Consider the following 18597-nt stretch of genomic DNA (forward strand, 5'->3'; position numbering starts at 1 on the left):
CCGTACTCCGTTGGTTCGGAACCGAAAAGACCGGGCCTGCGGTCAGTGGGCGGATGCCCTGCCGGATGCGGCCCGCGCCTCCTCCAGATAGTTGGACGGCCATTTCTTACCGAGGGTGAGCCCGCCGTCCACACCGAGCGACTGTCCGGTGACGAACGCCGAGTCGTCGGATGCGAGATAAGCGGCGGCATACGCAAGGTCCTCGGGTTCGCCGGCCCGGGGGATGGGCTGGAACTTGCCGAGGCTCCGGCGCACGGCTTCGACGCTGCGATCGAGGGCTTCGTCCTCGAGTCCTGCTCCGTGACCCACGATCCGGGTGGCGACGCCTCCCGGAACGAGAGCATTGACGCGAATACTGAATTCTGCGAGTTCCACCGCAGCGGTTCGCGTCAACTGCAGCACCGCGGCTTTCGCTGCGCTGTACGGATGGGGCCCGAATCCCGTGCGCACACCGGCAACGCTCGAAACGTTGACGATGCTGCCCGAGCCCTGGTCGCGCATCACGCGCGCGGCGTGCTTGGTCCCGAGGAACGCGCTGCGTGCAAGCACGGCGAAGCCGTCCTCCCATTCCTCGAGGGAGGTGTTCTCGAGGAAGGTCCACGCGCCGACCCGCCCGGCATTGTTGACCATGCAGTCCAGTCGTCCGAATCGGTCGACGGCGAGCGCCACTGCCGCCGCGACGTCCGACTCCTCCCGGACATCGGTGTGTATGTAGATGCCATGCTCGCCGAGTTCGGCGGCTACGGCTTCGCCACGGGAGTCGTCGATGTCGGCGACGACGACACGGGCGCCACGCTCTGCGAATATGCGCGCAGTGGCGGCGCCGATCCCGCTGGCCGCGCCTGTGACCACGGCTACCTTGCCGTCGAGGGTCGTCATCATCGGCTCCTTCGATTGCGTTCCGGTTCTCCGGGGCTTAATCTAAAGCCATTAGCCTCTGCCTGTCGAATCCGTCACATCTGGGAGATTGTGTGTCCGATGCGAAACTGGTCCTGACCGAACGGCCGCGTCCGGGCATTCTGCTCGTCCGGCTCAATCGTCCGGACGAGCTCAACGCCATGAACGTCGACCTCATCGATGCAGTACACGACGTGCTCGACGAGGTGCGCGACGATTCGAATACTCGCGCGATCGTCCTCACCGGCGAAGGACGCGCCTTCTGTGCAGGACTGGACCTGCGCGGATACGGGACGCCGCAGGGCGCTACGGAGGGTGAGGGCCGCGCCCAGATCGGATTGCGGGTGCAGAAGCACATCGCGGGTCTCGTCGACGCCTTCCGCAGCACCCGTGCCCCCATCATCGCGGCCGTCAACGGCGCAGCCGCCGGCGGAGGGATGTCGCTGGCACTCATGGCCGACATCCGCATTGCGTCCGAGGCCGCGGTCTTCCACGCCGCATTCATCCGCCGAGGCCTGTCCAACTGCGACATCGGGATGAGCTGGCTGCTACCGCGGATGATCGGTTTCTCCCGAGCCGCGCAGATCATGCTCACCGGACGGTCCATCGACGCGGCCGAGGCTGAGCGCATCGGGCTCGTCTCGTCCGTCGAACCGGCCGACTCTCTGCTCGAGACCGCGCTCGACACCGCCGACGCGATCGCCCAGAACAGCCCGTTCGGGGTCTGGATGACGAAGGAAGTCATGTGGTCGAACCTCGAATCGCCGAGCATGCGTGCAGCGATCGACCTCGAGAACCGCACCCAGATTCTCAGCTCGCTCACGCGGGACCACCGGGAGGCCGTCGTGTCGTTCCTCGAGAAGCGCCCGCCCGAGTTCAAGAACCACTGATCGACATCTGTCGGCGCGAGTCGTCGACACACGGCACAAAGCGATGAGGGTCGAATGAAAGTAGGAGTTGCTGCCGGCTACTGGGGCTCCGGCCCGCCACGGCACGTCGAACGGATACTCACCGAGGCGGAGGCGCTCGGCGTCGACAGCTTCTGGACGGCGGAAACGTACGGGTCCGATGCGTTGACGCCCCTCGCCTGGTGGGGAGCCCGGACATCCACCATCAAACTCGGTACGTCGGTGTGCCAGATGTCCGCGCGCACCCCTACGGCGCTCGCCATGGCGGCCCTGACGCTCGACCATCTCAGTGGTGGGCGCGCGATCATCGGGATCGGGGCGTCGGGACCGCAGGTCGTCGAAGGCTGGTACGGGCAGCCGTACCCGCGCCCCCTCGAACGCACCCGCGAATACATCGAGATCATGCGCAAGGTGTGGGCACGCGAGGAACCGGTCACCTATTCGGGACGGCACTACCAATTGCCGTTCCCGGGCGGAGCGGGGCTGGGGAAGCCGCTCAAGTCGATCGTCCACCCGCTTCGCAACGACATCCCGGTTTATATGGGCGCCGAAGGACCGAAGAACGTCGCGCTCGCCGCCGAGATCGCCGACGGCTGGACTCCCTTGTGGTTCTCACCCAAGAGTGACGACTTCTACCGAAAGGCTCTCGCCGAGGGCTTCGGCCGCGTCGGCGCGCGCCGCACCCAGGACGATTTCGAGATCGCCAACGTGTGCTGGCTCGTCGAGAACGACGATGTGGAGAAGGCGGCTTCCCGGCTCAAGCCGACGATCGCGCTGTACGCCGGCGGCATGGGTGCCAAGGACGCCAACTTCCACAACGATGTGTTCGTGCGCATGGGATGGGGCGAGGCCTGTGCTGAGATCCAGGAGCTCTATCTGAGCGGCCGTCCCGACCTCGCAGCGCAGGCCGTGCCGACCGAGATGGTCGAGGATGTGGCTCTGGTCGGCCCCGCCGACAAGATCATCGAAGAGATCGAAACCAAGTGGAAGCAGACCTGCCTCACCACTCTCATTCTCGGTGGGTGGCCCAAGCCGGAGAACCGCGAGCGAATTCTGGAGGCTGTGCAATCGTGAGTTCGGATCCGAGAACGCCGATCCTGGTAGGAAGCGGCCAGATCTGCGAACGTGACGGCGGTGTGGAGCCGATCGAACTGATGGTGCGCGCGGCGCGTGCCGCCGCGGCCGATGCCGGAGCGGAGAAACTGCTCGAACTGGTCGATTCGGTGCGTGTCGTCGGCTTGTTGTCGTGGCGGTACCGCGATCCGGGCGCACTCGTCGCCGAGCGCATCGGAGCAACCGTCCGGCACACCGGTTACTCCGGGAACGGCGGCAGCACGCCGCAGGTCTTCGTCAACGGTGCCGCCGAGGACATCGCTGCGGGCCGGGCGGACGTGGTGCTCATCGGTGGCGCCGAATCCTGGCGGACCCGCACGAAGATGCGAGCACAGAAGCTTCGTCCCGAGTGGACTGTGCAGGACGAGTCGATACCTGCTGCCGAGATCATGGTGACCGACGTGCCGATGGAGGCGGAGAGCGAGCGGCGGATCGGTCTCGACCGGCCGTCGTACGTCTACCCGCTCTTCGAGCAGGCGCTCCGCATCTCGGCGGGACGTTCGATCGAGGCGCATCGGAAATTCATCGGTGACCTGTGGGCCCGGTTCAGCGACGTCGCGGCGACCAACCCGAACGCATGGGTGCAACGCACGTACACCGCCGACGAGATCGCAGTGCCATCCCCTGACAACCGGATGATCTCGACGCCCTACACGAAGCTGCTCAATTCGAACAACATGGTCGATCAGAGCGCGATGCTGCTGATGTGTTCGGTCGAGGTCGCGACGCGACTCGGAATCCCGCGGGAGAACTGGGTCTTTCCCCAGGCCGGCACGGAGTCGCACGATACCTACGCAATCGCGGAGCGGTATGCGCTCGACGAGTCTCCCGCGATCCGCATCGCGGGGGCGCGTGCGCTGGAACTCGCGGGTATCGGCATCGACGACGTCTCGTACGTCGATGTGTACTCGTGCTTCCCGTCGGCAGTGCAGGTCGCGGCGAACGAACTCGGTCTCGCATCGGACGATCCGGCCCGGCCGCTGACCGTCACGGGTGGGCTCACCTTCGGAGGCGGCCCGTGGAACAACTACGTCAGCCATTCGATTGCGACCATGATGAACCGGTTGCGCGAGTCTCCCGGTGTGTACGGTCTCGTGACCGCCAACAGCGGGTATCTGACGAAGCACGCGATGGGTGTGTATCGCACCGAGCCGCCCGCAGGCGGATTCCGGCGCGTGGACGTGCAGGCAGAAGTCGATGTCGAGCCGCGGACCCGGGCGCTGATCGCGTACGAAGGACCGGCGACCGCGGAATCGTGGACGGTGGCCTACGGACGTGACGGTTCTCCGGAACGGGGTTTTCTCGCCGCTCGAACCCCAGCAGGTGAACGCACCCTCGCCACCTCGACGGACACCGCCGATCTCGAACGTCTGGCATCGGACGATGTTGCTGGTCAACGGGTCGATATCGCCGAAGACGGACACTTCCGTCTCGGGTGACGTTGACGAGCATTATCTAACGACATAAGGTTAATTCCAGTGGTGGGCGCGCGGTCCACGGCCGATGAACGAGGAGGGTGCAATGTCGGTTGAAGAATTCCGGATCCTGTACACGCAACACGTGGGCTACGTGGCCGACGGCGACATGAAGGCCGCACTCGCCGACATGGTTCGCGAGAACATTCCCCAGGTCTTCGAGGGTGTCGACAGTCCGCGCGAGGCACCGAAGAGCTTCGAGATCAAGGACGTCCGTGCGGAAGGCGACCTCATGGTGGGCGAAACCGTCTACGACATGGGTGACCGCACAATCGGATTGCGCTCGATCTGGGAGCTCCACGACGGACGCTGGCTCGCCGCGAAACTGGAGAACTTCCCGACCGAAACGGAAGCGAACGCATGACAGGCACGGAAATTGCTACCGAGCCGTGGGGCCCGACGCCGGACGGACTGGACAGACCGTACTGGGACGGACTCCTCGCCGGTGAACTGAGACTTCAGCGCTGCACGGACTGTCGCACCTGGATATGGGGCCCCCAGGCCATCTGCGGCAACTGCCACAGCTTCGACATCGGGTGGGAAACCGTCGAACCCGTCGGCACCGTGTACAGCTGGAATCGCAGTTGGTACCCGTACATGGAGGAATACGCGGATCGCATTCCATACGTGTCCGTCCTCGTCGAACTACCGCACGCTGACGGCCGACGGGTGCTCGGCATCCTCACCGACGACATCGACGCGGACCCGAAAATCGGCGACCCGGTCGTCGGCGTCCTGGAGCGGGCCGAGGGTGCAACCTGGCCGCTGCTGCGCTGGCACCGGAAGAACGAAACCGCAGAGGGAGAACAGTGATGAGCGCCAACATCATGCGCGGCGCAGCTGCGGTGGTCGGAATCGCCGAGCAGCACTACCGTCGCGGCGAAGCTCCCCACAGCGAGAAGCGCATGACCCTCGAGGTCATCCTGGCCGCCTGTGCCGACGCCGGCATCAATCCTCGTGAGATCGACGGGTTCGTCTCCTACGCGGGTGGAGCCAACGACGGCGCCATCATCGGCGGGGCTCTGCTGATCGACGAACTGCGCTGGTCGAACATGATGTGGGGCGGCGGCGGCGGTAGCGTCGCAGCCGCCATCACCAATGCGGCCACCGCGATCGCTGCCGGACAGGCCGATTGCGTCGTCGTGTATCGGGCTATGTCGCAGGAAGATACCGGCCGGCTCGGTTACGCGAAGTACCACTACGGCAGCCACTTCCTCGCCCACGGCGTCGGTTCGCCCGCGCAGATCTGCGCGATGCGTACCCAGCGGATGCTCGAACACGGTGGGGTGCCGCGCTCGGCGATGCGTGCGCTCGTCCTCGCGTCGTACCGGCACGCGCAGAACAACCCGACAGCACAGGGCTACGGGCGGCCGCTCGACGAAGAGACCTACGAGAAGTCCAGGTTGATCGCGGAACCGTTCCACCTGTTCGACTGCTCCCGCGAAAGCGACGGTGCGGTTGCGCTCGTGCTGGTCTCCGCCGACCGGGCCAAGACACTCCGCCCCGATCCTGCCTACCTGCTGGCCGGTGCGCAGGGCGCTCCGGGCGGTTACTCGGAACTGATCGACAACGATCTCGACGAGCAGTACATGAGCGCCGGCTTCGGGCCGGCCAACAACGGAAAGCCCGGCGTCGCCGAAAGACTCTGGGCAGCAGCTGGTCTCGGACCGGACGATGTCGATGTGGCACAGGTTTACGAGAACTTCAGCGGACCGGCCGTCGCAGCACTGATCGACCACGGCCTGTGCCCACCGGGCGAAGCCGCCGGCACCTTCATGACTGTCGACAACCTCGTCGCTCCGACCGGAAAGCTGCCGATCAACACCAGCGGTGGCAACCTCGCCGACTCGTTCATCAACGGCCTGAACCTCGCGGTCGAGGCGGTACGACAGATTCGCGGGACCTCCACCAACCCGGTGGAAGGCGCGAAGACCTCGTTGTTCATCGGTGGGCCGATGGCGCCGCTCGTCAGCTCGGTGCTGTTCGGCCACGAAGACACCCTCTGACCCTCGGCTCGACCCCTGCGGAAGGCACGGCATGCACAACAACGACACGAACCTCGACAGGAACGAACTCTTCATCGGCGGACGCTGGGTGGCACCGAAGTCCGGCGCCACGGTGGATGTGATCGAGGCGGCGACCGAGAAGGTGCTCGGCACCGCCGCCCTCGCATCCGAGACCGATATCGACGAGGCGGTTGCGGCTGCTCGCGGTGCCCTCCGCGGCCCGTGGGGTGCACTCACCAACGGCGAGCGCGCCGATCTTCTCGACAAGTTCGCGGCGGCCCTGAAATCCCGGGGACGCGATACGTCCCGGCTCGTCAGCCGCGAGAACGGTATGCCGATCGCCCTCTCCGGAGGGGTCAACGGCTTCGGGCCCGCGGCGATGGTGTCGTACTACGCGGGGTTGATCCGTGACGCGTCGAACGAAGACGTCCGTCCCAGCGCGTTCGGTGGCCGCACCGTCGTGCGTCGCGAGCCGGTGGGTGTGGTCGCCGCGATCACGCCGTGGAACTATCCGCAGCCGCTCGCCGCGATGAAACTGGCACCGGCACTGGCGGCAGGGTGCACGGTGGTGCTCAAGCCGGCACCCGAGACCGCGCTCGATGCGTTTGCGTTCGCCGAGGCGGCGGTGGAAGCGGGGTTGCCCGAGGGAGTCGTCAACATCGTCCCGGCGGGTCGTGAGACCAGTGCGTACCTCGTGGAGCATCCGGGTGTCGACAAGGTCGCGTTCACCGGGTCCACGGCTGCCGGACGTGCCATCGGCGAGGTGTGCGGGCGTCTGCTGCGTCCGGTCACCCTCGAGCTCGGAGGAAAGTCGGCAGCGATCGTCACCGAGCAGGCCGATCTCGATGTGTTCGCGAAGAACCTGCTCGAGGTGTCGCTGGTGAACAACGGCCAGACCTGCCACGCGAGCACTCGAATCCTCGCTCCGCGGTCGCGTTACGACGAGGTCGTCGACGTGGTCACCGACACCGTTCGGGCGTTGACGGTGGGCGATCCGCTGGACAAGAACACGAACATCGGCCCGTTGGTCTCGGCTGCGCAGCGTGATCGGGTGCTCGGGTACATCGAGTCCGGGCGTGCCGACGGTTACCGCATCACGGTCGGTGGCGGCGCCCCGTCCTCGCAGTCCACCGGGTGGTTCGTCGAACCGACCGTCTTCGCCGATGTCGACAACTCCGCGCGTATCGCGCAGGAGGAGATCTTCGGTCCGGTTCTGACGATCACGCCGTACGGTGACGAGAACGAAGCGGTCGCGATTGCCAACGATTCCGAGTACGGGCTCGGCGGCACCGTGTGGACCGCCGACGAGCAGCACGGTCTCGACCTCGCCGCGCGTATTCATACCGGAACGGTCGGAGTGAACTACTACGCCCTGGATCTGGATGCGCCGTTCGGTGGCGTGAAGTCTTCGGGGCTGGGCCGCGAGCTCGGTCCGGAGGGGCTCACCCCGTACTACACCGCGAAGTCCATCTATTTCGGAACCCGCTGATCGATCGCAGCCCGAGGGTTCCGCGCGAGCACACACGTTGGGAGCACACCATGGCACTACCTCTGCAGGACGTCCGGGTACTGGACGTGACGGACGGGTACGGCGACACCGCAGCACGATTCCTGGCGGATCTCGGTGCCGAGGTCGTGCGCGTCGAACTGCCGGGTGGCTCGACGACCCGATCGGCACAACCGGTGCGCAACGGTGTGAGCATTCCGTTCGCGCTGCGTAACGCGAACAAGCTCGGGGTCACCGTGGACCTGGACGACGACGAAGGGCGAGAGCGTCTGCGTGAGCTTGCCCGACGGTCCGACATCCTGATCGAATCGTTGTCACCGGGATATCTGGGCTCGCGCGGTGTCGGCGCTGCCGACCTCCGCCGGGTCAACCCTGCGCTGGTCGCCGTCTCGGTCACGCCGTTCGGCCAGAACGGCCCGTATCGTGACTGGGCCGCAACGGAATCCGTGTTGTATGCGCTCAGTGGCGTCTTGTCGCGTTCCGGAGAACCGGGTCACCCTCCGCTGCTCCCACCCTCCGGCCTCGTCGACGAGTCGGTGGGCGTCCACACCGCATGGTCGGCGCTGCTCGCCTACTACGACCGTTTGCACACGGGCGAAGGACAGACCGTGGACATCTCGGCGTTCGAGGTCATCGTGCACGGCTTCGATCCGGGGTTCGGTGTGCAGGGCTCGGCGGCTGCCGGGCGGTCCGAGGACTTCCCGCGTGGGCGGCCCGACGCGGCCAACTTCTATCCGGTCTACCGGTGCGCCGACGGGCAGGTGCGTATCTGCATTCTCGCGAAGCGGCAATGGCAGGCGATGTTCGAATGGCTCGGTAGGCCCGAGGAGTTCGCCGACCCGAAGTACGACACGATTCCCGCGCGCTTCGCGGCCTCGGACCGGCTCAACCCGCTCATCGAGGCACTGTTCGCGAACTACACCCGCGATCAGCTCGTTGTCGAGGGTGCAGCCCGCGGCATCCCCATCGGGGGGCTCAACACGGTGTCGGAGGTGCTCGAGACCGAGCATTTCGACGCGTCCGGCACCTTCGTCGACACCGAGATCGCCCCGGGGCTCGCGGCACGAATTCCGTCGGGCTACGCCAAGATCGACGGGCAGCGTGCCGGCTTCCGGTTCCGTGCGCCCGGTCTCGGTGAGCACAACGACGCGGTGTTCGACGCCGGCCGGGACGAATCCCGTGCGCCGGCGCCGGCCGCGAACCGGAAGGCCGGAACACGGCCTTTCGAAGGACTACGTGTCCTCGACATGGGTGTCGTGGTCTTCGGCGCCGAACTCGGCCGTCAGTTCGCGGACAACGGCGCCGACGTCATCAAGATCGAGAACTCCCATTTTCCCGACGGTCTCCGGCAATCCCGCCGCAAGGGCGCGCTGGCGGCGTCGGTGGCGTGGGGCCACCGCAACCGTCGCAGCATCGGACTGAATCTCCGTACTCCGGAAGGGATCCGGGTATTCAAGAAGCTTGCTGCCGAGGCCGACGTCGTTCTCGCGAACTTCAAGCCGGGCACCCTTGCTTCCATGGGGCTGTCCTACGACGAGCTCGCGGCCGTCAATCCGCGAATCATCGTCTCCGAGAGCAGCGCATTCGGAAGTGTCGGCCCGTGGAACACCCGTCTCGGATATGGTCCTCTGGTTCGGGCTGCATGCGGGGTATCGGCGCTGTGGCGCTACTCGGACGACTCGGACGGGCTGTGTGACGGTTCGACCGTGTACCCGGACCACATCGCCGGCCAGGTCACCGCGACCACCGTGCTCGCCAATCTCATCGATCGTCTTCGCACCGGCCGAGGCGCTGCAGTCGAAGTAGCGCAGGCCGACACCGCGATCGTTCAACTGGGCCACCAGCTGGTCGCCGAGCGTCTCGAGCCCGGATCGATCACTGCGCCGGGAAATTCGGATCCGTATTCGGCACCCTCCGGCGTGTTCCCCAGCGCGGGCGACGACGAATGGTGTGCCGTCACGGTTCGGGACGACGAGGACTGGCAACGCTTGTGCGTCGTGCTCGATCGGCCGGACCTTGCCGCGGACCCGCGCTTCGCGTCCGCCGGCGCCCGCATCGAGCATCGCGCGGAGGCCGACCGGATTCTGATCGACTGGCTCGCCGACCGCTCGCCGACCGAGGCGATGGAGACGTTGCAGGCGGCGGGTATACCGTCGGGCGCGATGGTGCGCCTGCCCGAATTGCTCACCAATCCGCAGCTCGTCGCTCGCGAGGCCTACACCGAACTCCACCACGAGCTACTACCGGACGCCCTGCCTACCGCCCGGAAGGTGGCACACTTCGAGACGCTTCCGGACTGGCCGCTGAAGCCGGCGCCGCTCCCGGGGCAGCAGACGCGCGAGATCTGCGAGGCGGTACTCGGGATGACTGCGGGCGAGGTGGATGCCCTCGTGCGTGACGGAGTGCTACAACCGCCGGCCGACGATCCTGCACTGTCGGCGGCTGCAACGACAGTCTGATCAGAACGGCGGACGTGGGAGGCTCGGTCCGGGGAGCGGCACCGAGCTCCGAACGGGCGCGAGGCAGGCCTACCGCGACGTACACGACGAAGAGGCGGACCACCACCGGTGGTCCGCCTCTCGTCGTCGGCACGGGCGGGTTTCCCCGGCGGGCCGCCTCCGTCCGGTGTCGAAATGCTCCCGAAGGGCTGCCGAGGGAATCGACAGGCACCGGATTACGGCGGATCGGATCTCGAACCTTGTCGAATCTATCTCCATTAGTTAATGTGTGACCTGAGCCACGGAGTGCCAGTCTTGGAACCACCTTGGTGTGCACCTCTCGGAGGTGACGCCGGGTGTGCCGACCCCCGTGTGCGCGACCGACTTGGCGAACGTAGAAGGGTCGACCGTGATGAGAGCGAAAACGAAACTCAACTGCCCGTGTGGCACCGCTGTCGCCGGTGCGGACGAGGATGATCTGGTAGTGAAAACTCAGGCTCACCTGCGCGAAGCTCATCCGGGAATGGAGTACTCCCGGGACGAGATCCTCTTCATCGCGTACTGATGTTTTACAAAAAACGATTGACGTATCACATAAATCGTATGTAGTGTGGATCACAGCCGATGCGGGTCCTGCGGACGTCCGTAGATGAGGCTTCGCGACAGTCCAAGTGAAAGTTCTTTTTGGACGGGCATATCCGCCGTCCATCTCACATTCGACACTGAGGGAGACCTGATGAAACTCGAAGGCAAGGTTGCGCTGATCACGGGAGCCGGTTCCGGCCTCGGCCGTGAAGCATCGCAGCTCTTCGCGTCCGAGGGCGCGAAGATCGCGGTGGTCGACATCGATCCCGAACGCGCAAAGGGCACGGTCGAGCTCGTCGAGAAGCAGGGCGGTTCTGCGATCGCAGTTACCGCAGACGTGCGTGTCGAGCAGCAGGTGATCGATGCCGTAGCGACCACCGTCGAGGCGTTCGGCAAGCTCGACATCGCGTGGGCCAACGCCGGAATCGTATCCCGCGGCGGCGTTCCCTCCGTTGCCGGTGGTGAGCACGTGGAGTTCCAGGACCTGACCGACGCCGATTGGCAGGACGTCGTCGGCGTGAACCTGTCCGGTGTCTTCTACACCGCGAAGGCGGCGGTTCCGCATCTGCGTGCCAACGGCGGCGGCGTAATTCTGGCGACGTCGTCGGCGGCGTCTTTCGTTGCCTACCACAGCATTGCGGCGTACTCCGCCACCAAGGCCGGCGTGAACGGAATGGTGCGGGGTCTGAGCCTGGATCTCGGTAAGTACGGCATCCGGGTGAACGCGATCGCCCCCACCCACGGCATGTCGCCCAACTTCCTGGCCCCCGCAGGTGCCCCTGTCGTGGGACAGTCCTACGAAGAGGTCTCCGGTCCGTGGGATCCGACGGTGTCGCCGATTCCGCTCAAGCTTCAGCGTCCGCCGTCACTGAAGGACAATGCGCGTGCCGCACTGTTCCTCGTCTCGGACGATTCGGCCTACATCAACGGTGTCACGCTGCCGACGACCGACGGCGGAACCCTGTCCCGCGTCGCGATGATGTTCCCCGAGGACGGCAACAACCCGCCGCCCATGGTAACCGGCGAGGAGTGATCGACATGACTGACCACGACACCGAAACATTGCGCGGCACACGCCGTCTCGTCGTGGATCGGTCGGTATGCGCCGGACACGGCTTGTGTTACAGCCGTTCACCCGAGGTCGTCGACTGTGACGATTCCGGCTATCCGGTGCTCCTGCACGACGTGCTGGAGCTCGACGAGCACATCGCGGCGGCCGAAGAGGCCGTCGCGGTGTGCCCCGAGCGGGCTCTGACACTCGAATCGGCCTGATCTTCAGAAAATACACTCCGCCAACAGGGAGTACGAAATGACCGTGACCGAGGGCCGGTCGACGCCCATCGTCGACTTCGATATCTATGACCCCTCTCTTGCGTATCCGGTGGACACCGTGCAGGAAAAGGTTGCCGAACTAGCGGCCAAGGGGCCTGTCGTCTACTCGACCGCGCACGGCGGACACTGGATCGTCACGCACTACAAGGAAGTTCACGACGTTCTCCGCAATCCGGAGATCTTCTCGAGCTTCCCGAACAATCTGGTGAACGCAGGCGACGGCAAGTTCATCCCGCTCGAACTCGATCCGCCGGAACACACCGCGTATCGGGTGGCGTTGCAACCGCTCTTCTCGCCGAATCGCATGAAGGCCCTGACGGAGCAGATCCGCTCGGTGGTCAACGAACTGCTCGACGGTTTTGCTGCGAAGGGCGAAGCGGAGTTCATCGCAGAGTTTGCCCACGAACTGCCGACGCGAGTGTTTCTCGCTCTGATGGACTGGCCGCTCGAGGACGCGCCCATGTTCACCGAAGCAACCGACATAGCGTTGATGGGCAAGCCGGGCGCGAGCGAGGAGGAATCCGCGCAGGCGCGCGCCGAAGCTGCGCAACAGATGTTCGCGTACTTCCAGAAGATCGTCGACGAACGTCGTGCGAACCCGGGAGACGACATCACGTCGGTTCTCATCCACTCCGAGATCGATCTCGCCGACGGCAAGCGGCTCCTCACGGATGAAGAACTCACCCGGATGTTCTTCCTGCTGCTCATAGCGGGGCTGCACACCGTGCAGGGCTCGCTGGCCTGGGCGATCATCCACCTGGTCAACCGCCCGGACCAGCGCGCTGCGCTCATCGCGGACGAGGGGTTGATTCCCAGCGCGGTGGAGGAGATTCTGCGTATCGAGGCGGCCGTGATCATGGGCCGGCGCGCAACGCGTGATGTCGAACTCGGTGGCGCGCAGATCAAGGAGGGCGACCAGCTCATCGTGATGCTGTGCTCGGCCAACCGTGATCCCGAAGAGTTCGACGACCCGAACACGCTCGATCTGGAGCGGAGCCCCAACCGTCACCTGTCGTTCGGTGCCGGTCCGCATCGTTGCCTGGGATCGCACCTGGCCCGGCTCGAACTGTCGATCGCATTGGAAGAACTGCATCGTCGGATTCCCGACTACGACCTCGTCGAGTCCGATCCGCCGATACTGCATGCATCACAGGTCCGCGGATGCATGCGGCTCCCCATCAAGTTCACACCTTCGGCCTGACCCGCTGACTCCGTACTGCCCGGTCGGTGCGGCGCCCGATCACCCTTTGCGTGGACGGACGCCGCACCGGTCGGCATTTCGAAGGATGTTCTGCCAGGACCGTTCATGATCCCCACTGAACTCGTCGTTTGCGTCCGATTGCCGATCACCTTCACCGAGCGCCTGACCGGCCGTAGGGCCGACGAACTCCGGCCATACGCCACGAAGAGGGGCCCGACCAGGTTGTCGGACCCCTCTTCGAGATGTTTGTATGTCAGGTCGTGGGCACGGCGACGTCACCGCACCTTGTCGTAGGTGTCGGCGATGTCCTTGTATTCGTCGCGAATGTCGGCCTTGGAGATCTTGCCACTGGCCAAACGTGGCAGCGGTGACGATCGAAGCACGACAAATCGCGGCACCTTGTAGTTCGAGAGCACACGCTCGCAATGAGCTACGACCTCGGATACCTCGAGGTCGCGGGAAGCTGTGATGATCGCGGCCGGAGTTTCGCCGAACTTGTCGTCGCGCGCCGAGATGACCGCTACTTCCTCCACCCCGTCGATGTCGCTGATGGCGATCTCGATCTCGGCCGGCGAAATGTTGATGCCCCCCGAGATGATGAGGTCCTTCGACCGTTCCACGAACCGAATGCGTCCGGCATCATCGGCCGTCCCGAGATCGCCGGTGTAGAACCACCCGTCCCGGAAAGCACTCGAGGTCGCTGTCTCGTTGTTCCAGTAGCCGGGCGTGACGATCGGACCGCGCACCGCAAGTTCACCGAGTTCGCCCGGCGCCGCTTCGGTGCCGTCGGCGCCGAAGACCCGCACCTCGGTGAAGATCGACCCGTTTCCGCAGCGGTCGGGAAACTCGAGCGCTTCGGAGACCAGCGTCGATGTGGAGACTCCGCCGGCTTCGGTTGCCCCGTAGATCTGACGAACCATGACGCCCTTGTCCGCCCACGTCCTCAACAGCGTGGGTGTGACCGCCGCACCGCCGGTCCATGCGGTACGTATCGAGCTCAGGTCCGCATCCGCGAAGAGCGGAGATCGAGATACCGCCTCGAACAGGAAGGGCACGCCGAAGAACGCCGTGACCTTGTGTTTCTCGATCAGGGGGACGAGGCGGGATCCATCGACCTCCCGCTCGAGGATCATGCGGGCGCCCAAGACCGTGCTCATCAACAAGCCGTAGACGAGCCCAGGGGTGAATGCCAGCGGAAGTGCCATGATGGTGACCGCGCCGGGCCGAAGGCCCTCCTCCGTGAGAGTGTTCTGGAAGACGATGCTCATCAGCATTCGCCCGGAGAGTAGGACTCCTTTCGGGCGACCGGTAGATCCGCTCGTGAAGATGATGGAGACGGGCTCATCGGGTGCCCGATCGATTCGGAAATCATCGACAGCACCGTTCCGTAGCGACTCCACCATCTCGAAGGTTTTCACATCGAACGTCGCACCCCACTCGCGCGCGCCGATTGCTGTGTTCTCGAGCCTCGTCTCGGCCAGAACGAGTGATAGCGAAGCGTCGTCGGAGATCTTTCCGATCTCCGCCGACGTGAGCCTCGGGTTCATCGGAACGAGGATTGCCCCGGCTTTGATCACGCCGATCGCTGCTGCCGCCCACTCGAGCGAGTTCCCGCCGTAGACGCCGACACGGTCGCCCGGTTCGATGTGGGCGTCGGCCAGACTTCGTGCGATGCGGCCGGACCAGGAGCCGAGTTCTCGAAACGTCAGGACCGACTCTTCGAAAACGATCGCTTCCTCCTCACCTTTGGTATGCGCCCACCACGCCAACGCGGATCCCAGCGTTTCCGGCATGTTTTCGTACCTTTCTTTCAGGGTGTGCAGCAGGCATTCGTCACCGGTGTCGGGTCGACGCAGTGAATGTGATGGGAAGACGTACGCACCCTCGAACCTGGGTGGCATGCATGACCGGGGGATCCGCCTCCACCAGCGCGTAGTCGGGGATGCGACGGTGAATTTCCTCGAGGGCGATGGCGAGTTCGATCCGAGCCAGATGCGAGCCCAGGCAGCGGTGAGGGCCGGCGCCGAACGAGAGGTGGCGATTCGGGGTGCGATCGACGAGCAAGTCGTCCGGGTTGTCGAACTCGTCGTCGTCACGGTTTGCGGAGCAGAGCAGCATCGCCAACTGATCACCCTCGGCTATCCGCACACCCCCGATCTCAATATCGCGCATGACCTTTCGCCCGGGAACAACTGCCGCTTCGATGCGGAGAATCTCTTCGACGGCGCTGGGAATCGAGTCGGGATCCTCCATGATCGTGCGTCGTTGTTCGGGGTTGTTCGACAGGTGCACGATCGCCCACGCGAGGGACCCTTGCACAGTGTGCAGACCTGCGATCAGGAGGAGGTAGAACATCCGGCACAATTCCTCCTTGGTGAGAAGTCTTGTGCTGCCTACCATCTGGACGGACGTGTTGATGATCTCGCCGGTGAGGCCGTGGCCCTCCTCACCCGAACGTACCCTGGTGACGATGTCCCCGAAATAGGCGAACATCCGGTTCGCGGCGTCGGCATGGGCTTTGCTCGATTCTTCCTCGGATGCTCCCGGAATGCCTTGCAGGGCAATATCGGTCATCTCGGTGAACATCTCGGCGTCCTCGAGAGGCCAGGCCATCAGAGTGAGAAACACCCGTGTGGGCAGCTCGTGAGCGAACTCGGAGATGAACTCGGCGCTTCCGGCGTCGGCAAACCGGTCGATCAACTCGTCGACCAGGCTACGTATCTGCGGTTCGAGTTCCTGCATGCGTTTGGGACTGAACAGTGGTTGCAGCGCTTGCCGGAAGTACGTGTGCTCGGGCGGATCCAACTCGAGGGGGATCGCACGGCCCTGATGAATATCGAGGAGACTGTTCGGATAGCTCGAGAAGGTCTCCGGATCTCGGAGAATCTGATGAATCTCCTTGTATCGGGTGACGATCCAATGGCCACCGAGGGCTGTGGAGTACACGATCGGGCCTCGCGCACGAAGCGCGGCCGCGCGTTGCTGGAACACATCGGTCGGCATAGCGAGAGTCGGGTCGAACACGTTGAAGTCGACAACGAGGTCTTCGGGGAGATCGGTCGTGGTAGTCATGTGTCTCCTGTCGTCCAGGTCTGCAGCGTTGCTGCGTCAGTTCGTGTCGAGGAGTTTCTTGATCTCTCGCCGGAAAACCTGATTGGCCACTTCGTTACGCCCCAAAATGAGATTTCCGGCATTTGCGCTGTTCATTACTTGCTGCGAGTCGCGAAGAATGGGGAAGTCCTCGCTGTACAGCACTGCATTGAGGATTTCGACGTTCTTGTCCCAGATGCGGTTGTAGCGTTCCTCGGTCAGGCCGCTTTCTTCGACGCTCGGCGCGATGAGCCGGATCTCCATGCGGCAGCGCTGCGGATCGTTGCGGTCGGGACGGAAGGTGAGCAGTTGGAAGTGTCCCGGTTGGTTGAGCAACGTGCTGTTGGGTCCGACGAACTGCCCGCCCGATTGGTGCTCGGCGAGACTGCGGTCGCCGGGATCCTCTTCGATCCACCGGTCGATACTCTTGCGAAGACTGAGGAACCGGCAGTGGCGGCCGAAGTCCTCGAACACCATGACGTTGGTATGGATGTGCTTGGCAGCGGTGTTCGGGTGCGCGTACTGGATGTGGTAGCCGTCGAGGAAGGCGTCCTGCATCAACTTCCAGTTGACGGGTTCGTCGAATGTCTGCACTCGGGTGGTGACCATCTTGTCCAGGCCGTACGACCCGATAATGGTGTCCATCTCGGGGCCGAGCCATTCGGCGACGTCGATCTCGGCATCGGCGTCGTCGACGACCCAGACGAAGCCGTGGCGTTCTTCGGTGGGGAGTTGGACGAGGTTGCGCTGGTCGACGTCGGCATTCTCGAAGGTGTTGTCGCGGGTGACGGTGCGCAGGGTGCCGTCGTCTCGGCGTACGACGATGACGTTGTTGCGGGGGAGTTGGAGGGTGACGAAGTCACCGGACTTGGGGATTTCGGAGCCGTGGAGAACGATCGAAGGGACGCGGCCGAAGACTCGGTCGCGTTCGAGTTGAGCGATCGTGGGGTCGGTGAATTCGCGGGGTTCGAACCAGGTGACGTGGTCGAACTCGTCGGTGGTGTCGTTGCGTAGGTGGTCGAGGGCGCGGCGAATGCGTTCCTCGGTGGGGATTCCGACCTCTGTCATGGTGGCCTCCGGCATCACACTGAACGTCGTCTCGCGGGTACCGTCTTCGGGCATCAGGCGCGAGGGACGATGGCGTTGAACCTAATTGCGGTAGATTGCAGTGTAGGTCGGGAATCGACGCGCGGGGAGTTTTCGTCCGAATACCCGACAGTCGAATTCGCTACGGACACCACTGGAGACGAAGATGCCCGAGTATGCCTTGCCGAATTTCTCGATCGACCTGTCGGGCAACGTCGCGCTGGTTACCGGTGCGACGTCCGGTCTCGGCAGACGCTTCGCGCGCGTCATCGCCGATGCGGGCGCTGCGGTGGCGATAGCCGGGCGCCGTGAGGACCGGCTGAAAGAACTGCAACAGGAGATCGAAACCGCGGGCGGCACGTGCGTGGCGACGACGGTGGACGTGACCGACGCCGATGCTCTCGTTTCTGCGGTCGATCAGGTCGAGTCGGCGCTGGGCATGGTGACCATGCTGGTCAACTGTGCAGGCATACCCGACGCGCGACGCGCACATCGTATGTCCCTCGGCCTCGTCGACGCGGTCATCGATACCAACCTTCGTGCGCCGTTCCTGCTGTCGACCGAAGTCGCCAGGCGCCTGATCGCCGCGGGGAAGCCGGGGCGAATCGTGAACATTTCCTCGATCGGTGCGTACAATTACTCCGGAAACGGTGCCGCCCTGTATTCGATGACCAAAGCGGCCGTCAATCGTATGACGGAGACGCTGGCGGTCGAGTGGGTCGAGCAGAACATCAACGTCAATGCGATCGCTCCAGGAGCCTTCGATACCGAGATGGTCGCCGGGATGATCGAGCGCGTCGGCGACTTCTCACCGTCGCTGCCCCGCAAGCGAATCGGCCACGTTGCTCAGTTGGACAGCACGCTGCTCTATCTACTGTCTCCGTCGTCCGACTTCGTCACGGGCACGATCATCAAGGTCGACGACGGACAGCACCCGAGGTAGCAGATCTGCATCTGCG

General features: G+C 64.5%; 16 protein-coding genes. 12 read left to right on the forward strand and 4 right to left on the reverse strand.

What is annotated here, in order from left to right; genetic code table 11:
- Positions 1-42: 42 nt before the first annotated feature.
- The gene (locus tag GON09_RS20125) at positions 43-879 is read right to left on the reverse strand and encodes a glucose 1-dehydrogenase (RefSeq protein ID WP_213933361.1); all 837 of its coding nucleotides are present in this window, start codon (positions 877-879) and stop codon (positions 43-45) included.
- Positions 880-971: 92 nt separating this feature from the next.
- Here GON09_RS20125 and GON09_RS20130 point away from each other — a divergent pair, with 92 nt between their 5' ends.
- The 11 genes from GON09_RS20130 to GON09_RS20185 all read left to right on the forward strand — a co-directional run bounded on the left by GON09_RS20130 (position 972) and on the right by GON09_RS20185 (position 13462).
- Positions 972-1787, forward strand: a complete 816-nt coding sequence (locus tag GON09_RS20130; RefSeq protein ID WP_213933362.1) for an enoyl-CoA hydratase/isomerase family protein — start codon at positions 972-974, stop codon at positions 1785-1787.
- A 54-nt stretch (positions 1788-1841) separates the two neighbouring features.
- The gene (locus GON09_RS20135) at positions 1842-2879 is read left to right on the forward strand and encodes an LLM class F420-dependent oxidoreductase (protein WP_213933363.1); all 1038 of its coding nucleotides are present in this window, start codon (positions 1842-1844) and stop codon (positions 2877-2879) included.
- Positions 2876-4357 carry an acetyl-CoA acetyltransferase gene (locus tag GON09_RS20140; protein ID WP_213933364.1) on the forward strand — a complete coding sequence of 494 codons (1482 nt, stop codon included), beginning with the start codon at positions 2876-2878 and terminating at the stop codon, positions 4355-4357. Before GON09_RS20135 ends, GON09_RS20140 begins: the two co-directional genes overlap by 4 nt.
- A gap of 82 nt (positions 4358-4439) precedes the next feature.
- Complete coding sequence (locus GON09_RS20145; RefSeq protein WP_213933365.1) at positions 4440-4757, forward strand: hypothetical protein; 318 nt, start codon at positions 4440-4442, stop codon at positions 4755-4757.
- Positions 4754-5206: a Zn-ribbon domain-containing OB-fold protein gene (locus tag GON09_RS20150; protein WP_213933366.1), complete on the forward strand. Its 453-nt coding sequence runs from the start codon at positions 4754-4756 to the stop codon at positions 5204-5206. Before GON09_RS20145 ends, GON09_RS20150 begins: the two co-directional genes overlap by 4 nt.
- A complete protein-coding gene (locus GON09_RS20155; protein ID WP_213933367.1) occupies positions 5206-6399 on the forward strand; it encodes a thiolase C-terminal domain-containing protein in 1194 nt (397 codons plus the stop codon). The genes GON09_RS20150 and GON09_RS20155 overlap by 1 nt, the downstream gene beginning before the upstream one ends.
- Before the next feature lie 31 nt (positions 6400-6430).
- Entirely contained in the window at positions 6431-7888 is a 1458-nt protein-coding gene (locus tag GON09_RS20160) for an aldehyde dehydrogenase (protein ID WP_213933368.1), read from the forward strand.
- A 50-nt stretch (positions 7889-7938) separates the two neighbouring features.
- On the forward strand, positions 7939-10365 hold the full coding sequence (locus GON09_RS20165) for a CaiB/BaiF CoA transferase family protein (protein WP_213933369.1): 2427 nt from the start codon (positions 7939-7941) through the stop codon (positions 10363-10365).
- A gap of 715 nt (positions 10366-11080) precedes the next feature.
- Positions 11081-11962 carry an SDR family NAD(P)-dependent oxidoreductase gene (locus tag GON09_RS20175; RefSeq protein ID WP_213933371.1) on the forward strand — a complete coding sequence of 294 codons (882 nt, stop codon included), beginning with the start codon at positions 11081-11083 and terminating at the stop codon, positions 11960-11962.
- Positions 11963-11967: 5 nt separating this feature from the next.
- A complete protein-coding gene (locus GON09_RS20180; protein WP_213933372.1) occupies positions 11968-12201 on the forward strand; it encodes a ferredoxin in 234 nt (77 codons plus the stop codon).
- 37 nt (positions 12202-12238) lie between these two features.
- On the forward strand, positions 12239-13462 hold the full coding sequence (locus GON09_RS20185) for a cytochrome P450 (RefSeq protein ID WP_213933373.1): 1224 nt from the start codon (positions 12239-12241) through the stop codon (positions 13460-13462).
- Between the two features lie 275 nt (positions 13463-13737).
- Here GON09_RS20185 and GON09_RS20190 read toward each other — a convergent pair whose 3' ends face one another.
- Genes GON09_RS20190 through GON09_RS20200 form a run of 3 tightly spaced genes read right to left on the reverse strand, consistent with a single transcriptional unit; the run spans position 13738 to position 17620 of the window.
- Positions 13738-15255 (reverse strand): class I adenylate-forming enzyme family protein, encoded by a 1518-nt coding sequence (locus GON09_RS20190; protein WP_213933374.1) that lies wholly within the window; start codon positions 15253-15255, stop codon positions 13738-13740.
- 40 nt (positions 15256-15295) lie between these two features.
- Complete coding sequence (locus tag GON09_RS20195; protein WP_213933375.1) at positions 15296-16534, reverse strand: cytochrome P450; 1239 nt, start codon at positions 16532-16534, stop codon at positions 15296-15298.
- A 36-nt stretch (positions 16535-16570) separates the two neighbouring features.
- Positions 16571-17620, reverse strand: coding sequence for an SRPBCC family protein (locus GON09_RS20200; RefSeq protein ID WP_213933376.1), 1050 nt, complete (start codon positions 17618-17620; stop codon positions 16571-16573).
- 184 nt (positions 17621-17804) lie between these two features.
- Between GON09_RS20200 and GON09_RS20205 the strand changes: the two genes are divergently transcribed.
- Positions 17805-18581 carry an SDR family NAD(P)-dependent oxidoreductase gene (locus tag GON09_RS20205; protein ID WP_213933377.1) on the forward strand — a complete coding sequence of 259 codons (777 nt, stop codon included), beginning with the start codon at positions 17805-17807 and terminating at the stop codon, positions 18579-18581.
- The last annotated feature ends 16 nt before the right edge of the window (positions 18582-18597 follow it).

It is taken from the genome of Rhodococcus sp. B50 (genome assembly GCF_013602415.1).
Classification (GTDB): domain Bacteria; phylum Actinomycetota; class Actinomycetes; order Mycobacteriales; family Mycobacteriaceae; genus Rhodococcus.